Source organism: Microbacterium sp. LRZ72 (genome assembly GCF_033792225.1).
Classification (GTDB): Bacteria; Actinomycetota; Actinomycetes; order Actinomycetales; family Microbacteriaceae; genus Microbacterium.
The window spans coordinates 26,930-51,934 of the sequence record NZ_JANGEX010000007.1 but is presented as its reverse complement, the minus strand read 5'-3'; the positions used below and the strand labels follow the sequence as shown (position 1 = coordinate 51,934).

The 25,005-nt window shown below is 69.2% G+C and carries 21 protein-coding genes; 11 read left to right on the top strand and 10 right to left on the bottom strand.

Annotation, left to right across the window (positions count from 1 at the left end):
- Positions 1–72: 72 nt before the first annotated feature.
- The 9 genes from M4I32_RS09230 to M4I32_RS09190 form a co-directional block, all read right to left on the bottom strand.
- Positions 73–990: a hypothetical protein gene (locus tag M4I32_RS09230; protein WP_319034192.1), complete on the bottom strand. Its 918-nt coding sequence runs from the start codon at positions 988–990 to the stop codon at positions 73–75.
- 200 nt (positions 991–1,190) lie between these two features.
- Positions 1,191–2,306 (bottom strand): adenosine deaminase, encoded by a 1,116-nt coding sequence (locus tag M4I32_RS09225; RefSeq protein WP_319034191.1) that lies wholly within the window; start codon positions 2,304–2,306, stop codon positions 1,191–1,193.
- Between the two features lie 40 nt (positions 2,307–2,346).
- The gene (locus M4I32_RS09220; protein ID WP_319034190.1) at positions 2,347–3,654 is read right to left on the bottom strand and encodes a thymidine phosphorylase; all 1,308 of its coding nucleotides are present in this window, start codon (positions 3,652–3,654) and stop codon (positions 2,347–2,349) included.
- The gene (locus M4I32_RS09215) at positions 3,651–4,055 is read right to left on the bottom strand and encodes a cytidine deaminase (RefSeq protein WP_319034189.1); all 405 of its coding nucleotides are present in this window, start codon (positions 4,053–4,055) and stop codon (positions 3,651–3,653) included. The genes M4I32_RS09220 and M4I32_RS09215 overlap by 4 nt, the downstream gene beginning before the upstream one ends.
- Before the next feature lies 1 nt (position 4,056).
- Positions 4,057–5,355 carry an ABC transporter permease gene (locus M4I32_RS09210; RefSeq protein ID WP_413466808.1) on the bottom strand — a complete coding sequence of 433 codons (1,299 nt, stop codon included), beginning with the start codon at positions 5,353–5,355 and terminating at the stop codon, positions 4,057–4,059.
- Positions 5,352–6,620, bottom strand: a complete 1,269-nt coding sequence (locus M4I32_RS09205; protein ID WP_319034303.1) for an ABC transporter permease — start codon at positions 6,618–6,620, stop codon at positions 5,352–5,354. The genes M4I32_RS09210 and M4I32_RS09205 overlap by 4 nt, the downstream gene beginning before the upstream one ends.
- A gap of 5 nt (positions 6,621–6,625) precedes the next feature.
- Complete coding sequence (locus M4I32_RS09200; RefSeq protein WP_319034188.1) at positions 6,626–8,146, bottom strand: ABC transporter ATP-binding protein; 1,521 nt, start codon at positions 8,144–8,146, stop codon at positions 6,626–6,628.
- 102 nt (positions 8,147–8,248) lie between these two features.
- Positions 8,249–9,346 carry a BMP family lipoprotein gene (locus tag M4I32_RS09195; RefSeq protein WP_413466807.1) on the bottom strand — a complete coding sequence of 366 codons (1,098 nt, stop codon included), beginning with the start codon at positions 9,344–9,346 and terminating at the stop codon, positions 8,249–8,251.
- A gap of 165 nt (positions 9,347–9,511) precedes the next feature.
- Positions 9,512–10,630 (bottom strand): mannose-1-phosphate guanylyltransferase, encoded by a 1,119-nt coding sequence (locus M4I32_RS09190; RefSeq protein WP_319034187.1) that lies wholly within the window; start codon positions 10,628–10,630, stop codon positions 9,512–9,514.
- A gap of 215 nt (positions 10,631–10,845) precedes the next feature.
- Between M4I32_RS09190 and sdhC the strand changes: the two genes are divergently transcribed.
- The 9 genes from sdhC to trpS all read left to right on the top strand — a co-directional run bounded on the left by sdhC (position 10,846) and on the right by trpS (position 20,213).
- Positions 10,846–11,244, top strand: coding sequence for a succinate dehydrogenase, cytochrome b556 subunit (gene sdhC, locus M4I32_RS09185; protein WP_319034301.1), 399 nt, complete (start codon positions 10,846–10,848; stop codon positions 11,242–11,244).
- Positions 11,244–11,693 carry a succinate dehydrogenase hydrophobic membrane anchor subunit gene (locus tag M4I32_RS09180; RefSeq protein ID WP_319034186.1) on the top strand — a complete coding sequence of 150 codons (450 nt, stop codon included), beginning with the start codon at positions 11,244–11,246 and terminating at the stop codon, positions 11,691–11,693. Before sdhC ends, M4I32_RS09180 begins: the two co-directional genes overlap by 1 nt.
- 48 nt (positions 11,694–11,741) lie before the next feature.
- The gene (sdhA, locus tag M4I32_RS09175) at positions 11,742–13,547 is read left to right on the top strand and encodes a succinate dehydrogenase flavoprotein subunit (RefSeq protein ID WP_319034185.1); all 1,806 of its coding nucleotides are present in this window, start codon (positions 11,742–11,744) and stop codon (positions 13,545–13,547) included.
- 2 nt (positions 13,548–13,549) lie between these two features.
- Positions 13,550–14,329 carry a succinate dehydrogenase iron-sulfur subunit gene (locus M4I32_RS09170; protein WP_319034184.1) on the top strand — a complete coding sequence of 260 codons (780 nt, stop codon included), beginning with the start codon at positions 13,550–13,552 and terminating at the stop codon, positions 14,327–14,329.
- Positions 14,326–15,069 (top strand): DUF2071 domain-containing protein, encoded by a 744-nt coding sequence (locus M4I32_RS09165; protein WP_319034183.1) that lies wholly within the window; start codon positions 14,326–14,328, stop codon positions 15,067–15,069. The genes M4I32_RS09170 and M4I32_RS09165 overlap by 4 nt, the downstream gene beginning before the upstream one ends.
- 16 nt (positions 15,070–15,085) lie before the next feature.
- Positions 15,086–16,294 (top strand): YihY/virulence factor BrkB family protein, encoded by a 1,209-nt coding sequence (locus M4I32_RS09160; protein ID WP_319034182.1) that lies wholly within the window; start codon positions 15,086–15,088, stop codon positions 16,292–16,294.
- 66 nt (positions 16,295–16,360) lie between these two features.
- Positions 16,361–17,209, top strand: a complete 849-nt coding sequence (locus M4I32_RS09155; protein ID WP_319034181.1) for an exodeoxyribonuclease III — start codon at positions 16,361–16,363, stop codon at positions 17,207–17,209.
- 66 nt (positions 17,210–17,275) lie between these two features.
- Complete coding sequence (locus M4I32_RS09150) at positions 17,276–19,174, top strand: NHL repeat-containing protein (protein WP_319034180.1); 1,899 nt, start codon at positions 17,276–17,278, stop codon at positions 19,172–19,174.
- A 34-nt stretch (positions 19,175–19,208) separates the two neighbouring features.
- Entirely contained in the window at positions 19,209–20,213 is a 1,005-nt protein-coding gene (gene trpS / locus M4I32_RS09145; protein WP_319034179.1) for a tryptophan--tRNA ligase, read from the top strand.
- Between the two features lie 134 nt (positions 20,214–20,347).
- Here trpS and M4I32_RS09140 read toward each other — a convergent pair whose 3' ends face one another.
- Positions 20,348–23,494 carry an efflux RND transporter permease subunit gene (locus M4I32_RS09140; RefSeq protein ID WP_319034178.1) on the bottom strand — a complete coding sequence of 1,049 codons (3,147 nt, stop codon included), beginning with the start codon at positions 23,492–23,494 and terminating at the stop codon, positions 20,348–20,350.
- A gap of 160 nt (positions 23,495–23,654) precedes the next feature.
- Here M4I32_RS09140 and M4I32_RS09135 point away from each other — a divergent pair, with 160 nt between their 5' ends.
- Positions 23,655–24,119: a MarR family winged helix-turn-helix transcriptional regulator gene (locus M4I32_RS09135; protein WP_319034177.1), complete on the top strand. Its 465-nt coding sequence runs from the start codon at positions 23,655–23,657 to the stop codon at positions 24,117–24,119.
- A gap of 9 nt (positions 24,120–24,128) precedes the next feature.
- Positions 24,129–25,004: an Fpg/Nei family DNA glycosylase gene (locus M4I32_RS09130; protein WP_319034176.1), complete on the top strand. Its 876-nt coding sequence runs from the start codon at positions 24,129–24,131 to the stop codon at positions 25,002–25,004.
- Position 25,005 lies beyond the last annotated feature (1 nt).

Below are 25,005 nucleotides of genomic sequence, written 5' to 3'. Positions count from 1 at the left end.
CTCTCTCGACCATGTCCCACCTTTTCAGCACACCCGGCCGCCTAGCGGTGAAAAGGTGGGACATGCGGGAGGTCACCGGGGGTAGCCCCGCCGACGCAGCGCCGCGCGCACCTTGGCGACCGCCGCTCGGCCGCCGTCGGCCAGGTGGTGGTCGAGGATCCGCACGAGCGTCACATCCGCGTCCCGGATCGCATCCCAGCGGTCGGCGTCGCGGGCGAACTGACGCGCGTCCGCGGCGTGCTGTCTCCCGTCGTACTCCACCGCCACCCCGTAGCGGCGATAGAAGAGATCCAGGCGGGCGACGAAACGGCCGGATGCGGTCGCCCCGCCCACGCGGATGTCGACGTTGAGTTCGGGCTCGGGAAGACCCGCCGCCACGAGTATGAGGCGCAGCTCGGTCTCGCGCGGCGATTCGGACCCCACGCGCACCTGCGTCAGCGCGCGACGCAGCGCGGGCGTACCGCCCATGGTCGCCACTTCGGCGCGCAGCTCCTCGATGGTCGCGAGGGGCCGGCGCCGGGCGAGCAGGAAGTCGCCCGCCTGAGTCAGAGCGAGCGCGCCCCAACTCGCGCCGGCCTGACGCCAGGCACGGACCGGATGCTCGACGCGCAGGCCGTCGACGACCCCCGCGGCGTCATCGCGCGCCTGCAGCCGATGGCCGGTGATCCCTCGCGTGCGCGGTTCGCGTGCGGGGCGATGGGTCGCGACGTGCAACTGCTCGGCGACTCCGAAGGGCACCGGGGCGCCGTGCAGGCGAAGCGCGGTGCCGTGCGAGAAGAACTGGTGCCGCGGCATCCGGGCGGCGTAGTCATGGCACCGCTGGGCGAACTCCGCCTCGTCGACGTTCAGGCGACGCTCACGAACGACGCCCCAGAACGGATGCTGGAGCGCGGGCGAGGCGAGGCGACCCCGGCTGATGCCGAGGTCGAGGGCCTCGTGGTGGCTCAGGGCGCGACGCAATTCGGGAACGGGGGCTCGACGACGTGGCATGCCCCATCGTGCGTGCCCCAGGGGCGCCCGCGCCGGCCCGATCACGCGCTCCGGGGACAGCCCGCCGCCCGACGCGCCTGGGGAGAGCATCCCCAGGCGCGGCATATGTCCCACCTTTTCATGTCACCGCGCTGCGGTGGCATGAAAAGGTGGGACATCCGGGGAAGGGGCGCGAAGGCCGGGCCCCCGGCATCCGCGGCTCAGGCGGCGAAGCCCTCCGCGATCACATCGATCAGCTCCTCGCGCTCCTCCACCGTGAGGAACGCCCCGGCGGCCGCGTTCAGCTGGAACGCCTCGAGATCGTCGAGGTCATAGTCGAACGTGCGCGCCAGGAGCGCCAGCTCCCGGGTGAGCGAGGTGCCGCTCATCAGCCGGTTGTCGACGTTCACGGTCACCGAGAAGCCGAGCTGGTACAGCAGGTCGAAGGGGTGGTCGATCAGCTCCTCGCCCCACGCCTCGATCGCACCGGTCTGCAGGTTCGACGACGGCGAGAGCTCGAGCGTGATCTCGCGATCGCGCACCCACCGCGCCATCGACCCGAACTTCACCCGCACCTCGTCGCCCGAGCGCGAGAGCACCTCGAGGTCCGACGCGAGCCGCACCCCATGACCCAGCCGCAGCGCGCGCCCGTCGATGAGGGCCGAGCGGATCGAGTCCAGCCCCGCCGCCTCGCCGGCGTGCACGGTCACCGGAAAGAACTTCGCCGCGAGGTAGTCGAATGCCGCCCGGTGTCGCGAGGGCGGAAAGCCGTCCTCGGGACCGGCGATGTCGAAGCCCGAGGCCCCGCGCTCCCGATGCCGCACGGCGAGCTCGGCGATCTCGAGCGAGCGATCCGTGTGCCGCATGGCGGTGATCAGCTGCCCCACGCGGATGCTGCGGCCCTCCCGGTCGGCGTCGTCCTCGCCCTGCTCGAGCCCGGCCTGAACGGCCTCGACGGCCTGGTCGAGCGAGAGCCCGCCGTTCAGGTGCTGCTCCGGGGCCCAGCGCACCTCGCCGTAGACGACGCCGTCGGCGACGAGGTCCTGCACGAACTCGCGCGCGATGCGGGTCAGGCCGGCCGACGTCTGCATCACGGCCGTCGTCACCTCGAAGGTCGTGAGGTACTCCACCAGCGAGCCCGAGTCGCTCCGTTCGGCGAACCAGTCCGCGAGGGCGTCGGCGTCGGTCTCGGGCAGGTCGATTCCCTCCTCGTCCGCCAGCTCCACGACAGTCTCGGGGCGCACGGCGCCGTCGAGATGGTCGTGCAGGCTGACTTTGGGCAGGGAGCGCACTGAAACGCCCTGCAGGGTGATGTCGCCGTCGGCGTCGATCGTCATGAGCGCGGGCCCTTCCGTGGGTGGGTGAGGATGAGGGAGGTCAGGCGGTGATGCGGTCGAGGACCAGCGGGCGGGGCGCCGCGGCATCCCCATCGTCGCCGATGATCCACGCTCCGTCGAGTGCCTCGAGGGCGCGCCCGAAGCGCTCGTCCTCGTCGGTCGACAGCGTGAACACGGGATCGCCCGCGCGCACCCGTGCGCCGCGGGTGACGTGCAGATCGATTCCGGCGGCGTGGATGACGGCATCCTCCGCGCGCGCACGTCCGGCGCCCAGCCGCCACGCCGCAACCCCGAACGCCAGGGCGTCCATGCTCTCGAGCACTCCGTCGCGGTCGGCGAAGACGGTGTGGCTCTCGCGGGGCGCGGGCAGGGCGGCCTCCGGGTCGCCGCCCTGGGCGCGGATCATCGCGCGCCAGGTGTCCATCGCCCGGCCATCGGCGAGCGCCGCCTCGACGTCCACGTCCGGTTGCCCGGCGAGCGCCAGCATGTCGCGCGCGAGGGCGACCGTCAGCTCGACGACGTCGGCGGGCCCGCCCCCGGCGAGCACCTCGACGGCCTCGCGCACCTCGTTCGCGTTTCCGATCGTGCGTCCCAGCGGGGTCTCCATGTCGGTCAGCAGAGCCGTCGTCGCCACCCCGGAGTCAGCACCGAGGGCGACCATGGTGGCGGCCAGCTCGCGTGCACTCGCGATGTCGGTCATGAACGCACCCGAACCGACCTTGACGTCGAGCACCAGGGCATCCGTGCCCTCCGCGATCTTCTTCGACATGATGCTCGACGCGATCAGCGGGATCGCCTCGACCGTGCCGGTCACATCGCGCAGCGCATAGAGCTTCTTGTCGGCCGGAGCCAGGCCGGAGCCGGCCGCACAGACCACGGCGCCCACGTCGCGCAGCTGCGCGTGCAGTTCGTCGTTCGACAGCGCCGCGCGCCAGCCGGGGATCGACTCGAGCTTGTCGAGCGTGCCCCCGGTGTGGCCCAGGCCACGGCCCGAGAGCTGGGGCACCGCCACGCCGAACGATGCCACGAGCGGCGCCAGGGGCAGGGTGATCTTGTCACCCACACCGCCGGTGGAGTGCTTGTCGACCGTGCGCTTGCCGAGCCCCGCGAAGCTCATCCGCTCCCCCGAGGCGATCATCGCATCGGTCAGCACGCGGATCTCCTCCCGCCCCAGACCGTTCAGCAGCACGGCCATCGCGAAGGCGGCCATCTGCGCATCCGAAACGTACCCGCGGGTGAACGCGTCGATCATCCAGCGCAGCTCGTCGTGCGGCACCGGTCGAGCATCGCGCACCCGACGGATCACGTCGACCGCGTCGAAAGGCTCCCGGGCGGATGCCGCGGTCACCGGCGCCCCGCGTCCTCGAGGTCGCGCGGCCCGAAGGCGTCGGGCAGCACCTCGTCGATCGTGCGGATGCCCGAGACGGTCTCGAGCAGCATCCCGGGCACGGCGTGCTCGTAGAGCAGCTGCCGGCACCGACCGCAGGGCATCAGAGTGCGGCCCTCGCCGTCAACGCAGACGAACGCGACAAGCTGGCCGCCGCCCGACATGTGCAGGTCGGACACCAGCCCGCACTCGGCGCACAGGGTGACGCCGTAGGAGGCGTTCTCGACGTTGCAGCCCGCGACGATCCGTCCGTCGGTCACGAGCGCGGCGGCGCCGACGGCGAAGCGCGAGTACGGCACGTACGCGCGCCTCATCGCCTCGGTGGCCACGTGGCGCAGGTCATCCCAGTCGATGTCGGTCATCTCATCCCTTGATATACGGTCTGCCGGCCGCGGCGGGACCGCGGACCCTGCCCACGAGGCCGGCGACCGCGAAGATCGTCACCACATAGGGCAGCATGAGCATGAACTCGCTCGGCACCGGCGAGCCGATCACCCCGAGCGTGTTCTGCAGGTTCGAGGCGAAGCCGAACAGCAGCGCCGCGAGCGTCGCCTTGATCGGATCCCACTGGCCGAAGATCACGGCGGCGAGCGCGATGAAGCCCGCTCCCGCCGTCATCTCCTTGTTGAACGCGCCCACGGAGCCGAGGGTGAAGAAGGCGCCGCCCATGCCGGCGATCACCCCGCCCAGCGACACGTTCCAGAAGCGGGTGCGGCGCACGTTGATGCCGACCGTGTCGGCGGCCTGGGGGTGCTCGCCCACCGCGCGCAGGCGCAGGCCCCACTTGGTGTGGAACAGCCCGACGTACACCGCGGCGATCGCGACGTACATCAGGTACACGATGATCGTCTGCTGAAAGAACATCGGTCCGATCAGCGGGATCTCGGCCAGCAGCGGGATGTCGATGCGCTCGAACCGGGGCGGCGTGTTCAACGCCGCCTGGTTCGGGGCGAGCACCTGAGAGAAGAAGAAGCTCGTCAGCCCGATGACGAGCACGTTGAGCACGACGCCGACGATGATCTGGTCGACGAAATAGACGATCGCGAAGGCGGCGAGCACGAACGCCACGAGCATGCCGGCGATGCCGGCCGCGACCAGCCCGAGCAGCGGCTGACCTGTGGCGGTCGCCACGACGGCCGACGTGAACGCGCCTGCAAGAAGCTGCCCCTCGATGGCGATGTTGATGACGCCGACGCGCTCGCTCAGTACACCGCAGAGGGCGCCGAAGATCAGCGGCACCGACAGGCTGATCGCCCCGGCGAGCAGCCCCGAGAGCGGGATGACGTGCGTCGACGCTCCCGCGGCGGCCCAGGTGAGGAACCCGATCATGAACGCCAGCGCGAACAGCACGATCAGCCACAGGGGAACCCGTCGCCGCCGCTGCACGAGCAGCGCCGCGGCGGCCGTCAGCAGGACCATCAGGATCAGCACCACGATCGTGGTGATGCCCGAATCCAGTTCGAACTCGGGCACCTGGATGACGTCGCCGCCGCCCGAGACGCGGAACAGTGCGGCACCGTCATGGGGTGCGAGCAGGAACAGCAGGGCGGCGAGGACGGTGACCGCGGCGAAGCCGATCGGAGCCTTGCGGCTGACAGGCCGCGCCGAGGATTCCGGATCGGGGCGCGCGGCCTCGCGGGACGCGGGGGTCACGGTGCTCACAGGGCATCCGCCTTTCCGTCGCGGGCGGTCGTCGAGACGACGGGCCGCTGCCGCTTCTTCGGCCCGCCCGGAGCGGGTAGCCGGAAGATCGTGCGCACCAACGGCGGCGCGGCGATGAAGAGCACGATGAGCGACTGCACGACGAGCACGATGTCGATCGGCACGCCCTCGGCCGCCTGCATGGCGAATCCACCGGCCTTGAAGGCCCCGAACAGCACCCCGGCGGCGAGCACGCCCCACGGGGTGGAACGTCCGAGCAGCGCCACGGTGATCGCGTCGAAGCCGATGCCCGCGTCGATCCCGCTCGAGAAGCCGGTGGTCACGGTGCCGAGCACCTGACTGACGCCGGCAAGGCCGACGAGCGCCCCCGAGATGAGCATGCCGTAGATGTACATGCGCGGCACGCTGATGCCCGCCACGCGGGCGGCGTGCCGGTTCTCGCCCACCGCTCGGAACTGGAATCCGAGGGCCGATCGCTCGAGGATCCACCAGACCACCACGACGGCGACGAGCGCGAGCACGAAGCCGAAGTGCAGGTTGTAGCGCGGGCCGAGCAGCTGTGGGAACACCGCGGTGTCCGCCATGGGGGGCGTCGCGGGATTCGACGAGCCGGGCGCCTGCAGCAGGCCGGGAGTGCGCAGCATCCACGACACCAGGTAGAACGCGATGTAGTTGAGCATGATCGTGACGATCACCTCGTGTGCGCCGGTGCGCGCCTTCAGCACGCCGGCGATGCCGGCCCAGAGGGCGCCGGCGGCCAGTCCCGCCGCAAGCGCGACCAGCATGTGCAGGCCCCACGGCAGATCGACGGCGAAGGCGACGTATCCCGAGGCCGCCGCGGCCATGAGCATCTGGCCGCGACCGCCGATATTGAACATGCCGATGCGGAACGCCAGGGCCACGCCCAGGCCGGCGGCGATCAGGGGCGTCGCAAAGGTGAGCGTCTCGGTGAGCGGGCGGATGCCGGAGGCGAACTCGGCGCTTCGGAAGTTGTAGACCGCGCCCTGGAAGAACGCGACGTACGCCCCGGAGACGGCCTCCCAGATCGCCACGAAGGTGTCGCCGGGCCGGGCGAAGAAGTAGCCGGCCGACGCCTGCACGCCCTCATCCGTGAACGCGATCATGACCGCGCCCACGATCAGCGCCAGCACGATGGCGAGCACCGAGATGATGGCGTTGCCGGTGGTGATCTCGCGCAGGGCGCGCTCCCACCGGTTCGGCTCCTGCCTGCCGGTCGTCCCGATGTTCGTGGTGCCGTCGGGCATGGTGCTCACGCGGCCGCTCCCTCGTGGTTCGGGGCCTCGCCGGCCATCATCAGGCCGAGCGTCTCGCGCGGGGTATCACCCGGGACGATGCCGACGACTCGGCCGCGGTACATGACCATGATCCGGTCGGCCAGGGCGCTGATCTCGTCGAGCTCGGTCGAGACGACGATGACGGGGATGCCGGCATCCCGGGTCTCGACGATGCGCTTGTGGATGAACTCGATCGAGCCGACGTCGACCCCGCGGGTCGGCTGCGACGCGACGAGCAGCCGCAGATCGCGGCTGAGTTCGCGCGCGAGCACGACCTTCTGCTGGTTTCCGCCCGAGAGCGTGCCGACCGTCGCCTGCGCCGAGGGCGCGCGCACGTCGAATTCGGCGACCTTCTCGTCGGCGAAGGCCGAGAGGGCCGACAGCTGCAACGCGCCGCCCTTGACGAACGGGGGCTCCTGAGACCGGTCGAGCATGAGGTTCTCGGCGATCGTGAACGTGCCGACCAGCCCGTCCTCCTTGCGGTCCTCCGGCACGAAGCCGACTCCCGCATCGAGCACCCGGCGCACGCTCTGACCCGCCAGCGGTGAGCCGTCGAGCACGACGGCGCCCCGCACGTTCTCCTGCAGACCGACGAGCGCCTCGGCGAGCTCGGTCTGACCGTTGCCCTGCACGCCCGCGATCGCGAGGATCTCGCCCTCGTGCACGTCGAACGAGACGTCGTCGACCACGATGTGTCCGTCGCCGTCCACGACGGTCAGGCCGTCGACGGTCAGCGCGCGCTCACCCAGGGCCGGGGGCTGCTTCTGCACCGTCAGCTCCACAGCGCGTCCCACCATCAGCGACGCGAGCTCGGCGTTGGATGCCGAGGGTTCCGCCTCGCCGACCACCTTGCCCAGGCGGATGACCGTGATGCGGTCAGCGGCCTCGCGCACCTCGCGCAGCTTGTGGGTGATGAAGACGATCGACGTGCCGCTCTGCTTGAGCTGGCGCATGATCTGCATCAGCTCGTCGGTCTCCTGCGGAGTGAGCACGGCGGTCGGCTCGTCGAAGACGAGCACCCGCGCATCGCGGGAGAGCGCCTTGATGATCTCGACCCGCTGCTGCACGCCCACGGGGAGATCGTCGACGAGAGCGTCGGGGTCGACGTCGAAGCCGAACCGCTCCGAGATCTCACGCACCTTGGCGCGGGCGGCGTTCAGGTCGAGCCGTCCGGCGAACCCGGTCTGCTCGTGTCCGAGCATCACGTTCTCGGCGACCGTGAACACCGGAATCAGCATGAAGTGCTGGTGCACCATTCCGATGCCCGCGCGCATGGCGTCGCCGGGGCCCGCGAAATGCTGCACCTCGCCGTCAAGGAGGATCTCGCCGCCATCCGCCTGATACAGGCCGTAGAGCACGTTCATCAACGTGGACTTGCCGGCGCCGTTCTCGCCGAGCAGGCAGTGGATCTCGCCCGCCTCGACGGTGAGATCGATGTGGTCGTTCGCGACCAGGGGGCCGAAAGTCTTCGTGATCCCGCGAAGTTCGAGCTTCATGATGCCGATCCTCCTTCTCGAACACCCGCGTCACGGATGATACCCCGCGGGACGACCGAGGGGAGGCCGGCGGGACCGACCTCCCCTCGTGCCAGGTGCGTCCTACTCCGCGAGGTAGGAATCGACCTGGATGTCGCCGGCGACGATCGCGGTGCGCAGCGCCTCGATCTCGGCGTTCAGGTCCTCGGGGACCTCGCCCTCCCAGTCGTGGTACGGCGCCAGTCCCACACCGTCGTTCTCGAGGGTGCCGACGAAGGGCGACGGGTCGAACTCGTCGTTGCCGGCCTCGAGGATCGCCTCTTCGACCGCGACGTCGATGCCCTTGAGCACCGAGGTCAGCAGCAGGTCGCCCACCGACGGGTCGGTCTCATACACGTCGGCGTCGACGCCGATGAGGGCGATCTCGCGGTCCGCGTCGCGGATGGCCGCGGCGGCCGACTGGTAGATCGGCCCGCCGACCGGCATCATGACGTCGACGTTCTGGTCGATCAGGCCCTGCGCGATCTGACGCGCGGTGTCGTTGGCCTCGAACCCACCGGTGAAGGAGCCGTCCTGCTCCTCACGGTCCCAGCCGATGACCTCGACGTTGGTGCCGTTGGTCTCGTTGAAGTACTCGACGCCCTGCGCGAAGCCGTCCATGAAGACCGAGACGGTCGGGAAGTTCTGGCCGCCGAAGGTGCCGACGACGTCGGTCTCGGTCATGCCCGCCGCGAGGTAGCCGCCGAGGAACGCCGCCTGCGCGGTGTCGAAGACGAGCGGCTTGATGTTCTCGGCGTCGGTCTCACCATCGAAGTCGGTGTCGACCGTGTCGTCGATCGAGACGTACTCGATCTCGGGGTTCGCCTGCGCGGACTCGAGCGCGGCCGGGGCGAGCGCGAACCCGACCGTGACGATGGTGTCGCAGCCCTGGTCGACCAGGTTCTGCAGGTTGGCGTTGTAGTCGGTCTCGGCCTGCGACTCCACGAGGATCGGCTCGACGCCGAGCTCGTCGGACGCGGCCTGCAGGCCCTCGGCGCCCAGCTGGTTGAAGGACCGGTCGTCGAAGCCACCGAAGTCCGAGACCATACAGGGCAGGTAGTCGAGCGCCTCACCGCCGCCGTCGCCGTCGGTCTCCTCCGGCGCCGAGCCGCAGCCGGCGAGCAGCGCAGCCGCACCGACCATCGCGAGACCGCTGAACGCGGTCCTCTTCGTGATCCTCACAGTGTCCTCCAAAGACTCGCAAGGTCCCGACCGTCTCGGGACCTGACGACGAAACGCTACCCCGTGCGCGGCCGTCCCACAGTCCGGCGGGCTCCGCCGAGAGGGAATGGTTATAAAGACGCGATCTCAGGGCGGCGGACACCGGGTGTCGCGACGCGATCGGCGTCAGAGCACCTCGCCGCGCCCGGTGAGTTTCAGGGCGTCGACGACGCCCTTGACCCGCTGCGCGTGCTCGCTCGTCGTGACCAGCAGCGCGTCCTCTGTGTCGACCACGACGATGTCCTGCACCCCCACGATGCTGATCACGCGCGAGGTCTGCGAGACCACGATGCCGCTCGAGGCGTCGGCCAGCACGCGGGCGTTCTCACCGAGGATGGCGAGCTCGTTCTTGCCACCGTGGGAGTTGAGCTTGGCCAGGCTGGCGAAATCGCCCACGTCGTCCCAGTCGAAGTGGCCGGGGATCACCGCGAGCCGACCGCGCTCGGCAGCGGGTTCGGCCACGGCGTAGTCGATCGCGATCTTCGTCAGCGTCGGCCACACCCGGTCCACCACCGGCCCGCGGCGGTCACGGTCGTCCCACGCCTCCGCGAGCTCGATCAGGCCGGCGTGGAGCGCGGGCTGGTTGCGGGCGAGCTCTTCGAGCAGCACGTCGGCGCGCGAGATGAACATGCCCGCGTTCCAGAGGTAGGAGCGATCCGCGTAGTACGACCGCGCGGTGTCGAGATCCGGCTTCTCGACGAAGCGCTCCACCATTGCCGCCTCGGGGGCGCCGTCGACGTCGAGTTCGCCGGCTTTCTTGATGTAGCCGAATCCGACCGAGGGCTCCGAGGGCTGGATGCCGATCGTGCAGATGTAGCCGGCCCGCGCCACCTGCACCGCCTGCTGCACCGCGAACTCGAAGGTGCGCGTGCCGCGGATGACGTGGTCGGCCGCGAACGACCCGATCACCACGTCGGGCTCGCGCTGCACGAGGATGGCGGCCGCGAGACCGATCGCGGCGGCCGAGTCCCGCGGCTCGGACTCGAGGATGACGTTCTTGTCGGGGATGTCCGGCAGCTCCCGCTCCACGGCCGCCCGGTGAGCGCGCCCGGTGACCACGGCGATGCGATCCTCCCCCGCGATGCCGGCGACCCGATCCCACGTGTCGCGCAGGAGGGTCTGCCCCGAGCCCGTCAGATCGTGCAGGAACTTGGGCGCGTCGGCTCGGGAGAGCGGCCAGAGCCGGCTGCCGATGCCGCCGGCCGGGATCACCGCGTAGAAGTCGTGCAGGGATTCATGCGCCATGGTGCCAGCGTAGTCAGAGTCACCCGACCGCCCACGGCGAACGCCCGCCCGCAAGATATCTCGATATCGAGAGAGTTAGGTGACCCTCATCGTCATCCGCCCGTGCAACCGTCCTAATATGGAGGGCGCGCCCGCGTACCGATGTCGGCGCCCGCGCTGCGACCTCGCACCTACCAGGGAGGACGACCGTGTCTGCAGACACCCGCTCGCCGTCGATGTCGGACACGACGTCCAAACGTCCCGCCGGCACGCTCTACCGCGGCCGGGAGGGCATGTGGTCCTGGGTGCTGCACCGCATCACCGGCGTCGCGATCTTCTTCTTCCTCCTCGTACACGTGCTCGACACGGCCCTCATCCGGGTCTCCCCCGAGGCGTACGACGCGGTCATCGGAACCTACAAGAACCCCATCATGGGGATCGGCGAGGTCGCGCTCGTCGGCGCGATCGCGTACCACGCCTTCAACGGGCTGCGCATCATCCTCGTGGACTTCTGGTCGAAGGGCGCCAAGTACCAGCGACAGATGTTCTGGATCGTCATCGGCGTGTGGGTCGTCACGATGCTCGCGTTCACCCCGCGCCATCTGATCAACGTCTTCTCGGGAGAGGGCCACTGATGACCGCCGACACCCTCGCCGCTCCCCGCAGCCCGCACACCGCACCACGTCGCCGCGGCAAGAACCTCGAGAAGTGGGGCTGGATCTACATGCGCGCCTCGGGTGTGCTGCTGGTCGTGCTGATCTTCGGTCACCTCTTCGTCAACCTCATGCTGGGCGACGGCATCAGCGGCATCGACTTCGGCTTCGTCGCCGGCAAGCTGGCCGACCCGTTCTGGCAGTGGTGGGACGTGCTGATGCTGTGGCTCGCCCTCATCCATGGCGGCAACGGCATGCGAACGATCGTGAACGACTACGTGACCAATCCGACCGCGCGCCGCGTGCTGGTGTGGGCCATCGGGCTCGCCGCCGGCTTCCTGATCGTGCTCGGCACCCTGGTGGTCTTCACCTTCGACCCCTGCATCGGCGTGACACCCGCCAGCACCCTGTGGGAGCAGTGCCAGGCCTAGCCGCGGCATCCGCTCCCCGACACGACCAACGAAGAGGCAACTGAGACAGTGACGACGACAGCGACGACCGGCACGACGGTGACAGATGGCGTGCACCACCACCAGTTCGACGTCGTGATCGTGGGTGCCGGCGGTGCCGGCATGCGCGCGGCGATCGAAGCGGGACCGCACGCCAACACCGCGGTCATCTCGAAGCTCTATCCCACCCGGTCGCACACGGGTGCGGCGCAGGGCGGGATGGCGGCGGCGCTGGCGAACGTCGAAGAGGACTCGTGGGAGTGGCACACCTTCGACACCGTCAAGGGCGGCGACTACCTCGTCGATCAGGATGCCGCCGAGATCCTCGCCAAAGAGGCGATCGACGCGGTCATCGACCTCGAGAACATGGGGCTGCCGTTCAACCGCACGCCCGAGGGCAAGATCGATCAGCGTCGATTCGGCGGGCACACCGCCGACCACGGCAAGTCGCCCGTGCGCCGTGCGTGCTACGCCGCGGACCGCACCGGCCACATGATCCTGCAGACGCTGTTCCAGAACTGCGTCAAGCTCGGCATCAACTTCTTCAACGAGTTCTACGTGCTCGATCTGATCACCGTCGTCGACGAGGGCACCACCCGCATCGCCGGCGTCGTGGCCTACGAGCTCGCCACCGGCGACCTGCACGTCTTCCACGCCAAGTCGGTCGTCTTCGCCACGGGCGGCTTCGGCAAGATCTACAAGACCACCTCGAACGCCCACACCCTCACGGGCGACGGCGTGGGCATCGTCTGGCGCAAGAAGCTGCCGCTCGAGGACATGGAGTTCTTCCAGTTCCACCCGACCGGCCTGGCGGGGCTCGGCATCCTGCTGACCGAGGGCGCGCGCGGCGAGGGAGCGATCCTGCGCAACGCCTCGGGCGAGCGGTTCATGGAACGCTACGCGCCCACCATCAAGGACCTCGCTCCGCGCGACATCGTCAGCCGCTGCATGCAGCAGGAGGTCGCCGAGGGCCGGGGCGCGGGACCGCACCGCGACTACGTCTTCCTCGACTGCACGCACCTCGGCGCCGAGGTGCTCGAGACCAAGCTGCCCGACATCACGGAGTTCGCGCGCACCTACCTGGGCGTGGACCCCGTGGTGGAGCCCGTTCCGGTCATGCCCACCGCGCACTACGCGATGGGCGGCATCCCGACCAACGTCGCCGCCGAGGTGCTGGCCGACAACGACACCGTCGTGCCCGGTCTGTACGCGGCCGGTGAGTGCGCCTGCGTCTCGGTGCACGGCTCCAACCGGCTCGGCACCAACTCGCTGCTCGACATCAACGTCTTCGGCAAGCGCGCCGGGCAGAACGCGGTCGAGTACGCCAAGACCGCCGACTTCGTCCCCCTCCCCGCCGACCCCGTCGCCGAGGTGCGCGGGCTGATCGAGGGGCTGCGCGCCAACCCCGGCACCGAGCGCATCGCAACGCTGCGCAAGGCGCTGCAGGAAGAGATGGACAAGAGCGCGCAGGTGTTCCGCACCGACGCGTCGCTGTCGCACGTGCTCGACGTGATCTCGGACCTGCGCACCCGCTACCGCAACGTGCACGTCGACGACAAGGGCAAGCGGTACAACACCGACCTGCTCGAGGCAGTCGAGCTCGGATTCCTCCTCGACATCGCCGAGGTCGTCGTCGTGGCCGCGCGCAACCGGGAGGAGAGCCGCGGTGGCCACCAGCGCGACGACTTCCCGACCCGCGACGACGAGAAGTTCATGAAGCACACGATGGCCTACCTCACGGGCGATCCGCACTCGTCGCACGCCGACGACCACATCACACTCGACTGGAAGCCGGTCGTCATCACCCGCTACCAGCCCATGGAGAGGAAGTACTAGCAATGGCGTCCACGACGCTCGAGCACACCGACTCCGGACCCGCCGAGGACACCGCTGCCGACACCGGCATCCAGGCCTTCCTCGTGACCTTCATCGTGCGCCGGTTCGACCCGGAGGTCGATGAGGAGCCGCGCTGGGTCGACTACGACGTCGAGCTGTTCTCCACCGACCGCGTCCTCGACGCGCTCCACAAGATCAAGTGGGACGTCGACGGCTCCCTGTCGTTCCGCCGCTCGTGCGCGCACGGCATCTGCGGGTCGGACGCGATGCGCATCAACGGCCGCAACCGGCTCGCCTGCAAGACCCTGATCAAGGATCTCGACATCTCGCAGCCGATCTACGTCGAGGCGATCAAGGGCCTGCCCCTCGAGAAGGACCTCATCGTCGACATGGAGCCGTTCTTCGCGTCGTACCGCGAGGTGCAGCCGTTCCTGATCTCCAGCTCCGCGCCCGAGCCGGGCAAGGAGCGCGTGCAGTCGATCGTCGATCGCGAGGTCTTCGACGACACGACCAAGTGCATCCTCTGCGCGGCATGCACGTCGTCGTGCCCCGTCTTCTGGACCGACGGCCAGTACTTCGGGCCGGCGGCCATCGTCAACGCGCACCGGTTCATCTTCGATTCGCGCGACGACGCCGGCGACGCGCGGCTCGACATCCTCAACGACAAGGAGGGCGTGTGGCGGTGCCGCACGACCTTCAACTGCACCGAGGCGTGCCCCCGCGGCATCCAGGTCACGCAGGCGATCGCCGAGGTCAAGCAGGCCGTCCTGCGCGGTCGGTGACAGCGCGGGATGCCGAGGCGCCCCCGCTTCCCGGCCGGGCGATCATCCGGCAGCAGTGGGGCGAGGTCTCGTTCCTGCACTGGCGCGTCGAGCCCGCTCGCGTGGCCCCGATGCTGCCGCCCGGCACGCGGCCCGATGTCTTCGACGGATCGAGCTGGGTCGGCCTGATCGGCTTCATGCTGTCCGGACACCGCTTCCTGCCGTTGCCGCCGGTGCCCGTGCTCGGCACGTTCGCCGAGATCAACGTGCGGCTGTACTCGATCGACGACAACGACGAGCGCGGCGTCGTGTTCCTCTCGCTGGACGCGGACCGGCTGCTCCCCGTCCTCGCGGCCAACGCCCTCTACGGCCTCCCCTACACGTGGTCGCGTGTGGCGGCGGTCCGACGGGGCGACACCTGGCGCTATCGATCCGTGCGCCATACCGGCGGCCGGGTGGGCACCCGATTCTCGGTGCGGGGGCTCGGTGAGGCCGACGACACGCCGCTCGCGCACCACCTGACCGCGCGGTGGGGCTTTCACGAGGCCGTGCGCGGACGCACCATCTACGGGCGCAACATCCACTCCCCGTGGCCCTTGCAGCGCGGCCGGCTGCTGTCGCTCGATGACGACCTGCTCGAGGCGGCGGGCTTCGAGGGACTGGCGGCGTCGGAGCCCGCGTCGGTGCTGGTCTCCCCCGGCGCGGTGGTGACGGACTTCGCTCGGCCCTCGACCGTGACCGCCTCGGGTCGCCGGCGCTGATCGGTACCCTGGAGCGGTGAGCAGCAGCGGCGGGCCCCTTCCCGGGCAGGAGGCCGCCGAAGCGGATGCCCGCAACCGCTGGGAGCTCGCGCAGGAGTCGTTGCGGGAACGTTTCGAGGAGCCGGTCGAGAGAGCGACCCGCATCACGCGTCGTACGCTCGCGTGGTTCCCGATCCGCGTCTGGCGGCACTTTCTGCGGCACAACGGGTTTCTGCTCGCGGCGGGCGTGAGCTATCAGTCGCTGTTCGCGATCTTCGGCGTGCTGTATCTGACCTTCGTCTCCGTCGGGCTGTGGCTCGGGGCGAGCACGGCGGCCATCGACACTCTCATCGACGTCATCAACGGATACATCCCGAACCTGATCGGCGACGGCGGGCTCGTCACCGAGGACCAGGTCGAGGCGGTGGCCGCCGACAGCGTCGGCACTCTCGGCGTCACCGGCGCCATCGCGCTGGTGATCGTCGTCTGGACGGCCATCGGCTTCATCACCTTCGCCCGCCGCGCCGTGCGCGACATCTTCGGCCTGCCGTTCGACACCCGCGCCTACGTGCTGCTGAAGGCCCGGGATCTGCTCGCGGCCGTACTGTTCGGCGCTGCCCTGCTTCTCGGCGCCGCCGTGGGCAGCATCGCCACGTGGGCGCTCGATTCCGTGTTCGCCATCTTCGGCGTGGAGCTGGCGGGAGGCGTCTCGCAGAACATCGTGCGCGTGTCCTCCCCGCTCGTCGCCTTCGCGATCAACGCCGCCGCGCTGGCGGGCATGTTCCGGTTCCTCTCCGGAGCCGCGCTGTCGTGGCGCCGCATCTGGCCCGGGTCGCTGCTCGGCGGCGCGGCCATCGTCGTGCTCCAGCTGGGCGCCGGGCTGCTGCTGAGCTACACCCCCTCCAATCCGCTGCTGACGACCTTCGCGGTGCTGATCGGGTTCCTGCTCTGGTTCCGCCTCAACGGCATCGTCGTGCTCGTCGCCGGCGCCTGGATCGCGGTCGCCGCGACCGACCGCGATCTGGCGCTCGCCCACGTGAGCGAGGAGGAACGCCTCCGCGAGGAGCACCGGGCGCTGCTCGTGGCCGCTCGCATCCGTCTGCGTGACGAACGCCAGGCTCTCGCCGCTGCCCCCTGGTATCGACGCTGGGTCGCTGCTCGGCGGGTGACCGAAGCCGAGGAGCGGCTGGCGCGCGTCGAGGCCGCCGCTCCCCCGGAACCGCGGGTGCGCGGCTTCCTCGACTAGCCTCGGACGGCGTCCTCGTTCGAGGCGTTTCGCGTCGTGTCGTCGGCCACGGATACGCTGGCGCGCATGCCCCGCACCATCCGCATCGCATCGGTCAACGTCAACGGCATCCGCGCTGCCGTCCGCAAGGGCATGCACGACTGGCTCGAGGCCGCCGACGTCGACGTCCTGACGCTGCAGGAGGTGCGCGCGGAGGCCGCGCACCTGGCCGAGGCGCTGCCCGGATGGCACATCGTCAACGACGAGTCCGCGAGGAAGGGCCGTTCGGGCGTCGCCATCGCCAGCAGAAGCGCTCCGACCCACTGGCGCACGGACTTCGGCGACGACGCCCTCGACTCGGCCGGCCGATGGATCGAGGCCGACTACCGCCTCGATGGGCAGACGGTGCGGGTCGTCAGCGCGTACGTGCACACCGGCGAGGCCGACACCCCGAAACAGGACGCGAAGTGGGCGTTCCTCGATGCGATGGAAGCGCGGATGCCGGTGATGCGCACCGAGGTGCCGCTGACGGTCATCACCGGCGATCTGAACGTCGGCCACCGCGAAATCGACATCCGCAACTGGCGCGGCAATCGCAAGAAGTCCGGCTTCCTGCCGCGCGAGCGCGCCTACTTCGATCGGTTCACGGGCGCCGAGGCGGCCGCCGTCACGTGTGTCGACGGCTCGACCGGCACCGGGTTGGGGTGGGTCGATGTGGGACGACGAGCGCACGGCGATGTGGATGGTCCGTACACGTGGTGGTCGAACCGCGGCAAGGCGTTCGACACCGACACCGGGTGGCGCATCGACTATCACCTCGCCAGCCCGGAGCTCGGTGCATGCGCCGAGGCCTACCGGGTCGATCGTGCGCCGTCATGGGATACCCGATGGAGCGACCACGCACCGGTCGTCGTCGACTACGAGTTGCGAAGCTGATACCCGGCCCCGATAGGCTCGGCACTGGTCGGCGGAGGGTCGGCTGTCTTCGATGCAGGAGATCGCATGCGAACCAGTCCCCACGTCCTTCCTCTCGCGCTGATCGCCGGGCTGGCGATCACGCTCGCGGCATGCACCGGCTCCTCCTCACCCGATGCCGAGACGCGAACGATCACCGGCAGCGTCGCCCCCGTGACCGAGGGTGCATCCTCTGCGGATTGGACGGTCACGGCCTGGCAGGCGGGCGAAGGCGAACCCGAGGTGGTGGCGGAGGCGTCCGCCGATGACGACGGTGCTTTCAGCATCGACGTCGCCGACGCGGGCGAGTCGGTCGCCTACCTCACGGCCGAGAGCTCGTCCGGCGACGCGACGCTCGCGGTGGCCGTCGCGGACCTCTCCCAGACGTCGAAGGTGACCCTCAACGAACGCACGACGGTCGCGGCGGCCTACGCGCTCGCGCAGTTCGTCGAGGCCGAGGGGATCACCGGCCCGTCCCCCGGACTCGACAACGCCGCCGCGATGGCCGCGACCCTCGCCGACCCCGCATCCGGCGACTACGGCGACGTGCTGACCACGGCGCCCAACGGCAACGAGACCTCGACCCTTCCTGCCTTCACCTCGCTCACCGACATGCTCGGAGCCTGCATCGTCGATGACGAGAACTGCTCCCGGCTCACCGACGCCGCCGGAGTGGATGCCGGTGCGGACGCGCTGCAGACGTTCGCCGCAATCGCGCGCGACCCGAGCGCGGACCCGGAGGCGCTGTTCGAGATCGCCGCCGCCGAGGCCGGCGACCGTCCCGGCCTGTCGGCCGCGCCGGCGGCATGGACGCTCACGCTGCTGTTCGACGGCGGTGGCGACCAGCTCGCTGGCCCCGGCAACTTCGCGATCGACCCCGAGGGCAACATCTGGGTCAACAACAACTACGAATACAACGCCGATCCTCAGACCCCGGTGTGCGGCAGCGATCAGATGTTCAAGTTCTCGCCCACCGGCGAGCTGCTCGAGACCTACTCCGGCGGAGGCCTGAGCGGATCGGGTTACGGCATCGAGTTCGACGCGACCGGAGACATCTGGCTCAGCAACTTCGGCTTCGCCGCGCCCGCGCCCGGATGCCCCGACGACGAGCAGCCGCCGCACAACAGCATGTCGCTGTTCGCCTACGACGGCACCGCGATCTCGTCCGACACCGGCTACACCGAGGGCGACCTGTCGTGGCCGCAGGGCATCGAAGTGGCCGGCGACGGCGGCGTCTGGATCGCCAACTGCGGAAACGACACCGTCTCGCTGTACCCCGAGGGCGACCCCGAACAGGGCGTCAACCTCGGCAGCATGGGACTCGAGCAGCCGTTCGACGTCGTCGACAACGGCGAGCGCATCTTCGTCACGGGAACGGTGAACAGCACGGTCGCCGTCGCCGAACGCGATGGCACGCCGATCGAGGGCTCTCCCCTGACGGGCTCGTTCGACCGCCCGATGGGCGCAGCGGTCGACGCGGACGGGAATGTCTGGATCTCCAACTCCGGCGGCATCACGCTGCCCTGCCCGGAACGTGTCGCCGACGGTCGCGGCACGCCCTCGGTCGTCATGATCTCGCCCGACGGAACCACGGTGAGCGAGCCCTACACCGGCGGCGGGCTGACCCTCCCCTGGGGCATCGCCACGGACGGCGACGGCAACGTGTGGGCGGCGAACTTCGAGGAGCAGCGCATCTCGCACTTCTGCGGCGTGAACGCCGACACGTGCCCGCGCGGACTGCAGACCGGCGATGCGATCTCGCCCGAAGACACGGGCTATTCCTTCGACGGACTGCAGCGAAGCACGGGCATCACCGTCGATCCCTCCGGCAACGTGTGGACGACGAACAACTGGAAGACCGCGGCGGTGCAGACCAACCCCGGTGGGCACCAGATCGTCGCGTACATCGGTGCCGCCGCGCCCGTGGCCGTGGCTCCCTTCGAGTGAGGGGCCTCGGCCGGCGCGACCCTAGGATTGTTCAGTGACCAAAGCGCGCCTGTACTCCGGAATGCAGCCCTCGGCCGACTCCCTTCAGATCGGCAACTACATCGGGGCCCTGATGCAGTGGCGCGATCTGCAGGAATCCTACGACGCGTTCTTCTCGGTCGTCGACCTGCACGCCATCACGCAGCCGAACGACCCGAGCGAGCTGCGGGAGAAGACCCGCCGCACTGCGGCGCAGTACATCGCCGCCGGCATCGAGCCGGCCAAGTCCACCCTCTACGTGCAATCGCACGTCTCCGCGCACGCCGAGCTCGCTTGGATCCTCGGCACCCTCACCGGCTTCGGCGAGGCGGGCCGGATGACGCAGTTCAAGGACAAGTCCCAGCGGTACGGCCAGGACGCCACCTCGGTCGGCCTGTTCACCTACCCGGTGCTGATGGCCGCCGACATCCTGCTCTATCAGACGGCGGTGGTGCCCGTCGGCGACGACCAGAAGCAGCACATCGAGCTGACCCGCGTGCTCGCCGAGCGGTTCAACTCGCGCTTCGGCGACACGTTCCGCGTGCCGATGCCCGTGATCCAGCAGGACACGGCCCGCATCTACGACCTGCAGAATCCGCTCGCCAAGATGTCCAAGTCCGCCGAGTCGGATGCCGGCGTGCTCTGGCTGCTCGATGATCCCTCGGCGAGCGCGAAGAAGATCATGCGCGCCGTCACCGACAGCGAGGGCAGCGTGCGCTACGACCGCGAGGCCAAGCCCGGAGTGTCGAATCTGCTGGTGATCTACGCCGCGCTGTCCGGGCGGCAGATCCCGGCGATCGAGGACGAGTACGCCGGGCGCGGCTATGGCGACTTCAAGAAGGGGCTGGCCGAGGTCCTCGTCTCGGAGTTCGAGCCCGTGCGGGCGCGCGCCCTGGAACTGCTCGACGACCCCGCCGAGCTCGACCGGGTGCTCGGGGCGAACGCCGACCACGCAGCCGAGGTCGCCGAGACCACGCTCTCCGACGTCTACGACAGGATGGGGCTGCTCCGTCGGCGCTGACCGCGGCACCTGGCGGCAGCAAGCCTGCCGAGAGGAGGATGACTGCCCAGTCGAGGATGAATCCGCCCCGAATCCTCCGCGCTGCGGCATTCGACCTCCCCTTGGCAGAGAACCCGCCCCACCGCCTCACATCCTCAGCTCGTGCGCGGCTCCCGGCGCGTCGGCGCGTGGTCGCGCTGCAACGACTCCTCCGCCGCATCCGCTGCACCAACGGTGCCGCCCGTGCGCTTCCCGGCCCGGCGCTCGCGGCCTCCCTCGAAAAGCAGGTACAACACCGGCACCAGCACGAGCGTGAGCGCCGTCGACGATATCAATCCGCCGATGACGACGATCGCAAGGTCCTGGCTGATGAACCCACTCGAACCGGTGACGCCGAGCGCCATCGGGATGAGCGCGAAGATCGTCGCAAGAGCCGTCATCAGGATGGGGCGAAGACGCTGTCGAGCACCGTTGAACACGGCGTCGCGGACGCTCTGACCTTGCCCGCGATACTGGTTGACCAGGTCGATGAGCACGATCGCGTTCGTGACCACGATGCCGATGAGCATCAGCATGCCGATGAGCGCCGAGATGCCCAGCGGACGGCCGGTGGCCAACAGGAGAGCGATCGCACCGGTGGCAGCGAACGGGATCGATACGAGCAGGATGAGCGGCTGCGCGAGCGATCGGAAGGTCGCGACGAGCAGCAAGAACACGATCGCGACGGCAACGAGCATGGCCAGGCCAAGCTGCTGGAACGACTCCTGCTGAGTCTCGGCGAGGCCGCCGATCGTCGCACTCGTGCCGGACGGCATGTCGAGGTCGTCGATGCGCTCTTCGACCTCGGTGGTCACCGCCCCGAGATTCCCTTCGGCGGGGGTGACCGAGACGGTGGCGACGAGGTCGCCGTCCTGACGGGTGAGCGAGGTGGGCACCGTGACCTCCTCGACCGTGGCGAGGTCGGTCAACGGCACCGGGCCGGCAGCGGTCGGGACCGGCAGGTCCGCGAGTTCGTCGACCGTCTGCGGAGCGGGTGCGTCGTCGATGAATATGCTGTACTCCTCATCGTCTATCGTCACGTTCCCGACGCTCTGGGGGGACAGGATGGCACCTACCGTGCCGAGCAGCTGGATCTCGGTGAGACCTCTCTCCAGGGCGACGTCGCGATCGACCGAGATCTGCACGATCGGCTGTGCAGGGGCGAGGTCGCTGGTCACCTCGGTCGTGTCCGGCGTCCCCTCGAGTGCCGCGTAGACCTCGTCGGTCGCCGCAGCCAAGTCGCTCTCGTTCTGGGCGCTGACCACCACGTCCACCGAGCCGCCGACACCGGCGCCCATCGCCGTGGCATCACTGAGACTGACCTCGCCGGGGCCATCGATCTCGGCGAGTTGCGTTCGGATCTCTTCCTGCAGCGCCGACTGATCCGCCTCGGGATCGGTGTTCACGATGAACGTCGCGGTGCCGCCGCCCCCGCCGAGAAGAGCGGAGAAGTCGCCCCCGCCTCCGCCGCTCGAGCCGGCCATGAGCATGACGTCCTCGACCCCGCCCACCTCCAGCAAGGTGTCCTCGACGTCGCGGGCGCCGTCCGAGACCGTCTCGAGGTCAGAGCCGCTCGGGAAGCTCTGGGTGACCATGACCATGTTCTGCCCGGTGCTGCCGAGGAAGTCCACCTTCAGCAGCGGCACGAGCGAGACAGTGATGACCAGCAGCAGACCGGATGCCACCAGCGTGATGACCGGATGCTTCTGGGTGCCGCGCAGAATCGGCTTGTAGCCGCGCTGCAACCACGTCTTGTGCTCCTTCTCTTCCGCAGCCACGCGCACGGCCTCAGGGTCGGCGACGTCCTTCGGCTGATGCAGGAACCAGTAGGACAGCACGGGGACGATCGTCAGTGCCACCAGCAGCGACGAGAGCATGGCGATCGTGACTGTCAGGGCAAACGGCGCGAAGAGTTCTCCGACGATGCCGCCGACGAGTGCGATGGGCAGGAACACGGCCACGGTGGTGAGCGTCGAAGATGTGATGGCGCCCGCGACCTCTCGAACGCCCGCGAGGATCGCACGCACCTTCTCCTCTCCGTACGAGAGGTGTCGTTTGATGTTCTCGATCACGACGATCGAGTCATCCACCACGCGCCCAATGGCGATCGTGAGAGCGCCGAGGGTGAGCATGTTCAGTGAGTAGCCGCCGAGGTTCAGACCGATGAAGGTCACCAGAACTGACAGCGGAATCGAGATCGCGGTCACGATCGTCGAGCGCAGCGACAGCAAGAAGACCAGGATGACGACGATCGCGAACAGCAGACCGAGGAGCCCTTCGACAGCCAGATGCTGGATCGACTCTTCGATGAACGGCGCCTGGTCGAATACGACAGTCAGCTCGAGTCCCGCGACTTCATCGGTCAGCTCGGAGATGGCGTCGGCCACAGCGTGCGAGATCGCCACGACGTCGCCACCCTGCGCTGCGGTGATGGAGATCGACAGCGCCTGATCGCCGTTCATACGCGTGATGGACGTCTGGTCCTCGGTGACGAGCGCGACATCGGCGACGTCACCGATCGTCACCACCGCTCCCGGCTGCGTCTGGCTGGCCATGGGCAGTGAAGCGATATCTCCGGCAGAGTCTACCGGCGTGCCGCCCTGCACCGGCACGAGCGAACCGTCATCCGTCACCGAACCCAACGGCAGCGTCATGCCGTTCGCCTCGAGCGTCTGGGAGATCGCCTGCGGGCTGAGGCCGCTCTGCGCGAGCGCAGCCGCATCAGGCGTGATCACGACGCGCTCGACGGCGCCGCCTGAGACCGCGGCCGAGCGGACTCCCTCGATGGCTTCCAAGCGCGGCACGACAGTGTCCGAGAGCGTCGCCGAGAGGGCTGTCAAGTCCTCATCGGCAGACGACGCCGTCATGAAGATGACCGGGATGTCCGCGGTGCTGCCCGCAACGAGGTTGGGCTCGGCATCGCTCGGCAGACCCGCGGAGAGCCCGTCCAGCGCCTGCTCCACCGACGTGCGGAACTCGTCGGCGTCCGTGCCATAGGCATACGCGACCGAGACCATCGACATGCCGGAGGAGGACGTGGCAACCACCTGCTCGACATCGCCCATGTCGGTGATCGCCTGCGAGATCGGCACGCTCACCTGTTGGTCGACGACTTCGGGGCTGGCGCCGGGGACGACGGTGACGACCGTGGTCTGCGGAAGCTCGAGGGAGGGGATGAGCTCCTGCTTGAGCTGAGTCATCGAGAAGACCCCGAACGCGGCGATCAGGAGGGTGATCAGCGCGACCAGCGTGCGATTGGCCAAGCTGAATCGGGCAAGACGGAACAAGGAACACCACCGTTGAGTCGACGAAGGGAAAGGGCGGACGCGCCCGGCGAGATACTTTGCCTCACGCAAAGCTTAGCGCAATGCTACGCATCAGAATCCCATCCCCGCGGCGACGCATGAGGCTAATCTCAAGAGCGTGGACACCAACGAGGAGGCCGAGCGCGCATCGCTACTCGATGAACTGCTGAAGATCCAGAACGACCTGGAGAACTCCTTCGTCCCCGAGATCATCGAGCCGATGCTCACCCTCAACCTCACGATGCAGCAGCTCAAAGTGCTCGCGATCGTCATGACGGAGCCCGAAGGCAGCACGGTTCAGGCGCTTGCCAAGACGATCGGCGTGTCACTGGCGACGATGTCGGGCATCGTCGATCGACTCGAATCACAAGAGATGATCGGTCGCATCCTCGACCCGCGGGACCAACGAGTCCGCCGCGTCACGGCGACGCCTCTCGGGCGCGAAACGGTGCAGCGACTGCTGGCCGGGCGGCCGGAGCTCCGGCGCACGCCACTGAATCGCATCGCCATCGATGACCTGCGTGCACTCACCCAGGGCGTCCGTGCGCTGCTGCGGGCGACGCAACAGGACTCGGCGGGTTAGACGGAACGCATGCCCGAGATGCCCGAGGTGCAGGGGCTCGTCGCGTTCCTCGCCGAGCGCGCGGCCGGCCGGACGATCACGCGCGCGAGCGTGGTGCAGATCGCGGCGCTGAAGACGTTCGAGCCGCCCGTGCAGGCCCTCGTCGGCAGCCGGATCGACAGCGTGCGCAGGCACGGCAAGTTCGTCGACATCGGATGCCGCGACGCCGCCGGCTCGAACATCCACCTCGTCTTCCACCTGGCCAAGGCCGGCTGGCTGCGCTGGTACGAGCAGGTGCCGACCGCCCCGCCGAAGCCGGGGCGCGGCCCGATCGCGATGCGCATCGGTCTCGACGACGGCTGCGGCTTCGACCTGACCGAGGCGGGCACCAAGAAGTCGCTCGCCGTCTCGGTCGTCCGCAGCGTCTCCGATGTGCCGGGGATCGCACGCCTGGGGCCGGAACCCCTCGACGCCGACTTCACCCGCGATGCCCTCGCGCAGATCCTCGCCGGCCGGCGCACGCAGATCAAGGGCGTGTTGCGCGACCAGTCGATCATCGCGGGCATCGGCAACGCCTACTCCGACGAGATCCTGCACGCCGCCCGGCTCTCGCCCTACGCGCTCGCCGCATCCCTCTCCCCCGACGACGTCGATGCGCTCCACGCCGCCCTGCACACCACGCTCGACGAGGCGCTCCGGGCCGCCGCGGGAGCTCCTCCCGCCGAGCTCAAGGACGCCAAACGCCGCGGGATGCGGGTGCACGGCCGCCGCGGGCAACCGTGCCCCGTCTGCGGCGACACCGTGCGCAGCGTGTTCTTCGCCGACAACTCCCTCGAGTACTGCCCCACCTGTCAGACCGGCGGCAAGATCCTCGCCGACCGGCGGATGTCGCGGCTGCTGAAGTAGC

Excerpts from the sequence above, each read along its gene's own strand:
- M4I32_RS09130 (WP_319034176.1), top strand. The coding sequence starts at position 24,129 with ATGCCCGAGATGCCCGAGGTGCAGGGGCTCGTCGCGTTCCTCGCCGAG.
- M4I32_RS09170 (WP_319034184.1), top strand. The coding sequence starts at position 13,550 with ATGGCGTCCACGACGCTCGAGCACACCGACTCCGGACCCGCCGAGGAC.
- M4I32_RS09230 (WP_319034192.1), bottom strand. The coding sequence starts at position 990 with ATGCCACGTCGTCGAGCCCCCGTTCCCGAATTGCGTCGCGCCCTGAGC.
- M4I32_RS09215 (WP_319034189.1), bottom strand. The coding sequence starts at position 4,055 with ATGACCGACATCGACTGGGATGACCTGCGCCACGTGGCCACCGAGGCG.
- M4I32_RS09190 (WP_319034187.1), bottom strand. The coding sequence starts at position 10,630 with ATGGCGCATGAATCCCTGCACGACTTCTACGCGGTGATCCCGGCCGGC.
- M4I32_RS09205 (WP_319034303.1), bottom strand. The coding sequence starts at position 6,620 with ATGCCCGACGGCACCACGAACATCGGGACGACCGGCAGGCAGGAGCCG.
- M4I32_RS09150 (WP_319034180.1), top strand. The coding sequence starts at position 17,276 with ATGCGAACCAGTCCCCACGTCCTTCCTCTCGCGCTGATCGCCGGGCTG.
- M4I32_RS09155 (WP_319034181.1), top strand. The coding sequence starts at position 16,361 with ATGCCCCGCACCATCCGCATCGCATCGGTCAACGTCAACGGCATCCGC.
- sdhC (WP_319034301.1), top strand. The coding sequence starts at position 10,846 with ATGTCGGACACGACGTCCAAACGTCCCGCCGGCACGCTCTACCGCGGC.
- M4I32_RS09180 (WP_319034186.1), top strand. The coding sequence starts at position 11,244 with ATGACCGCCGACACCCTCGCCGCTCCCCGCAGCCCGCACACCGCACCA.
- M4I32_RS09225 (WP_319034191.1), bottom strand. The coding sequence starts at position 2,306 with ATGACGATCGACGCCGACGGCGACATCACCCTGCAGGGCGTTTCAGTG.
- M4I32_RS09200 (WP_319034188.1), bottom strand. The coding sequence starts at position 8,146 with ATGAAGCTCGAACTTCGCGGGATCACGAAGACTTTCGGCCCCCTGGTC.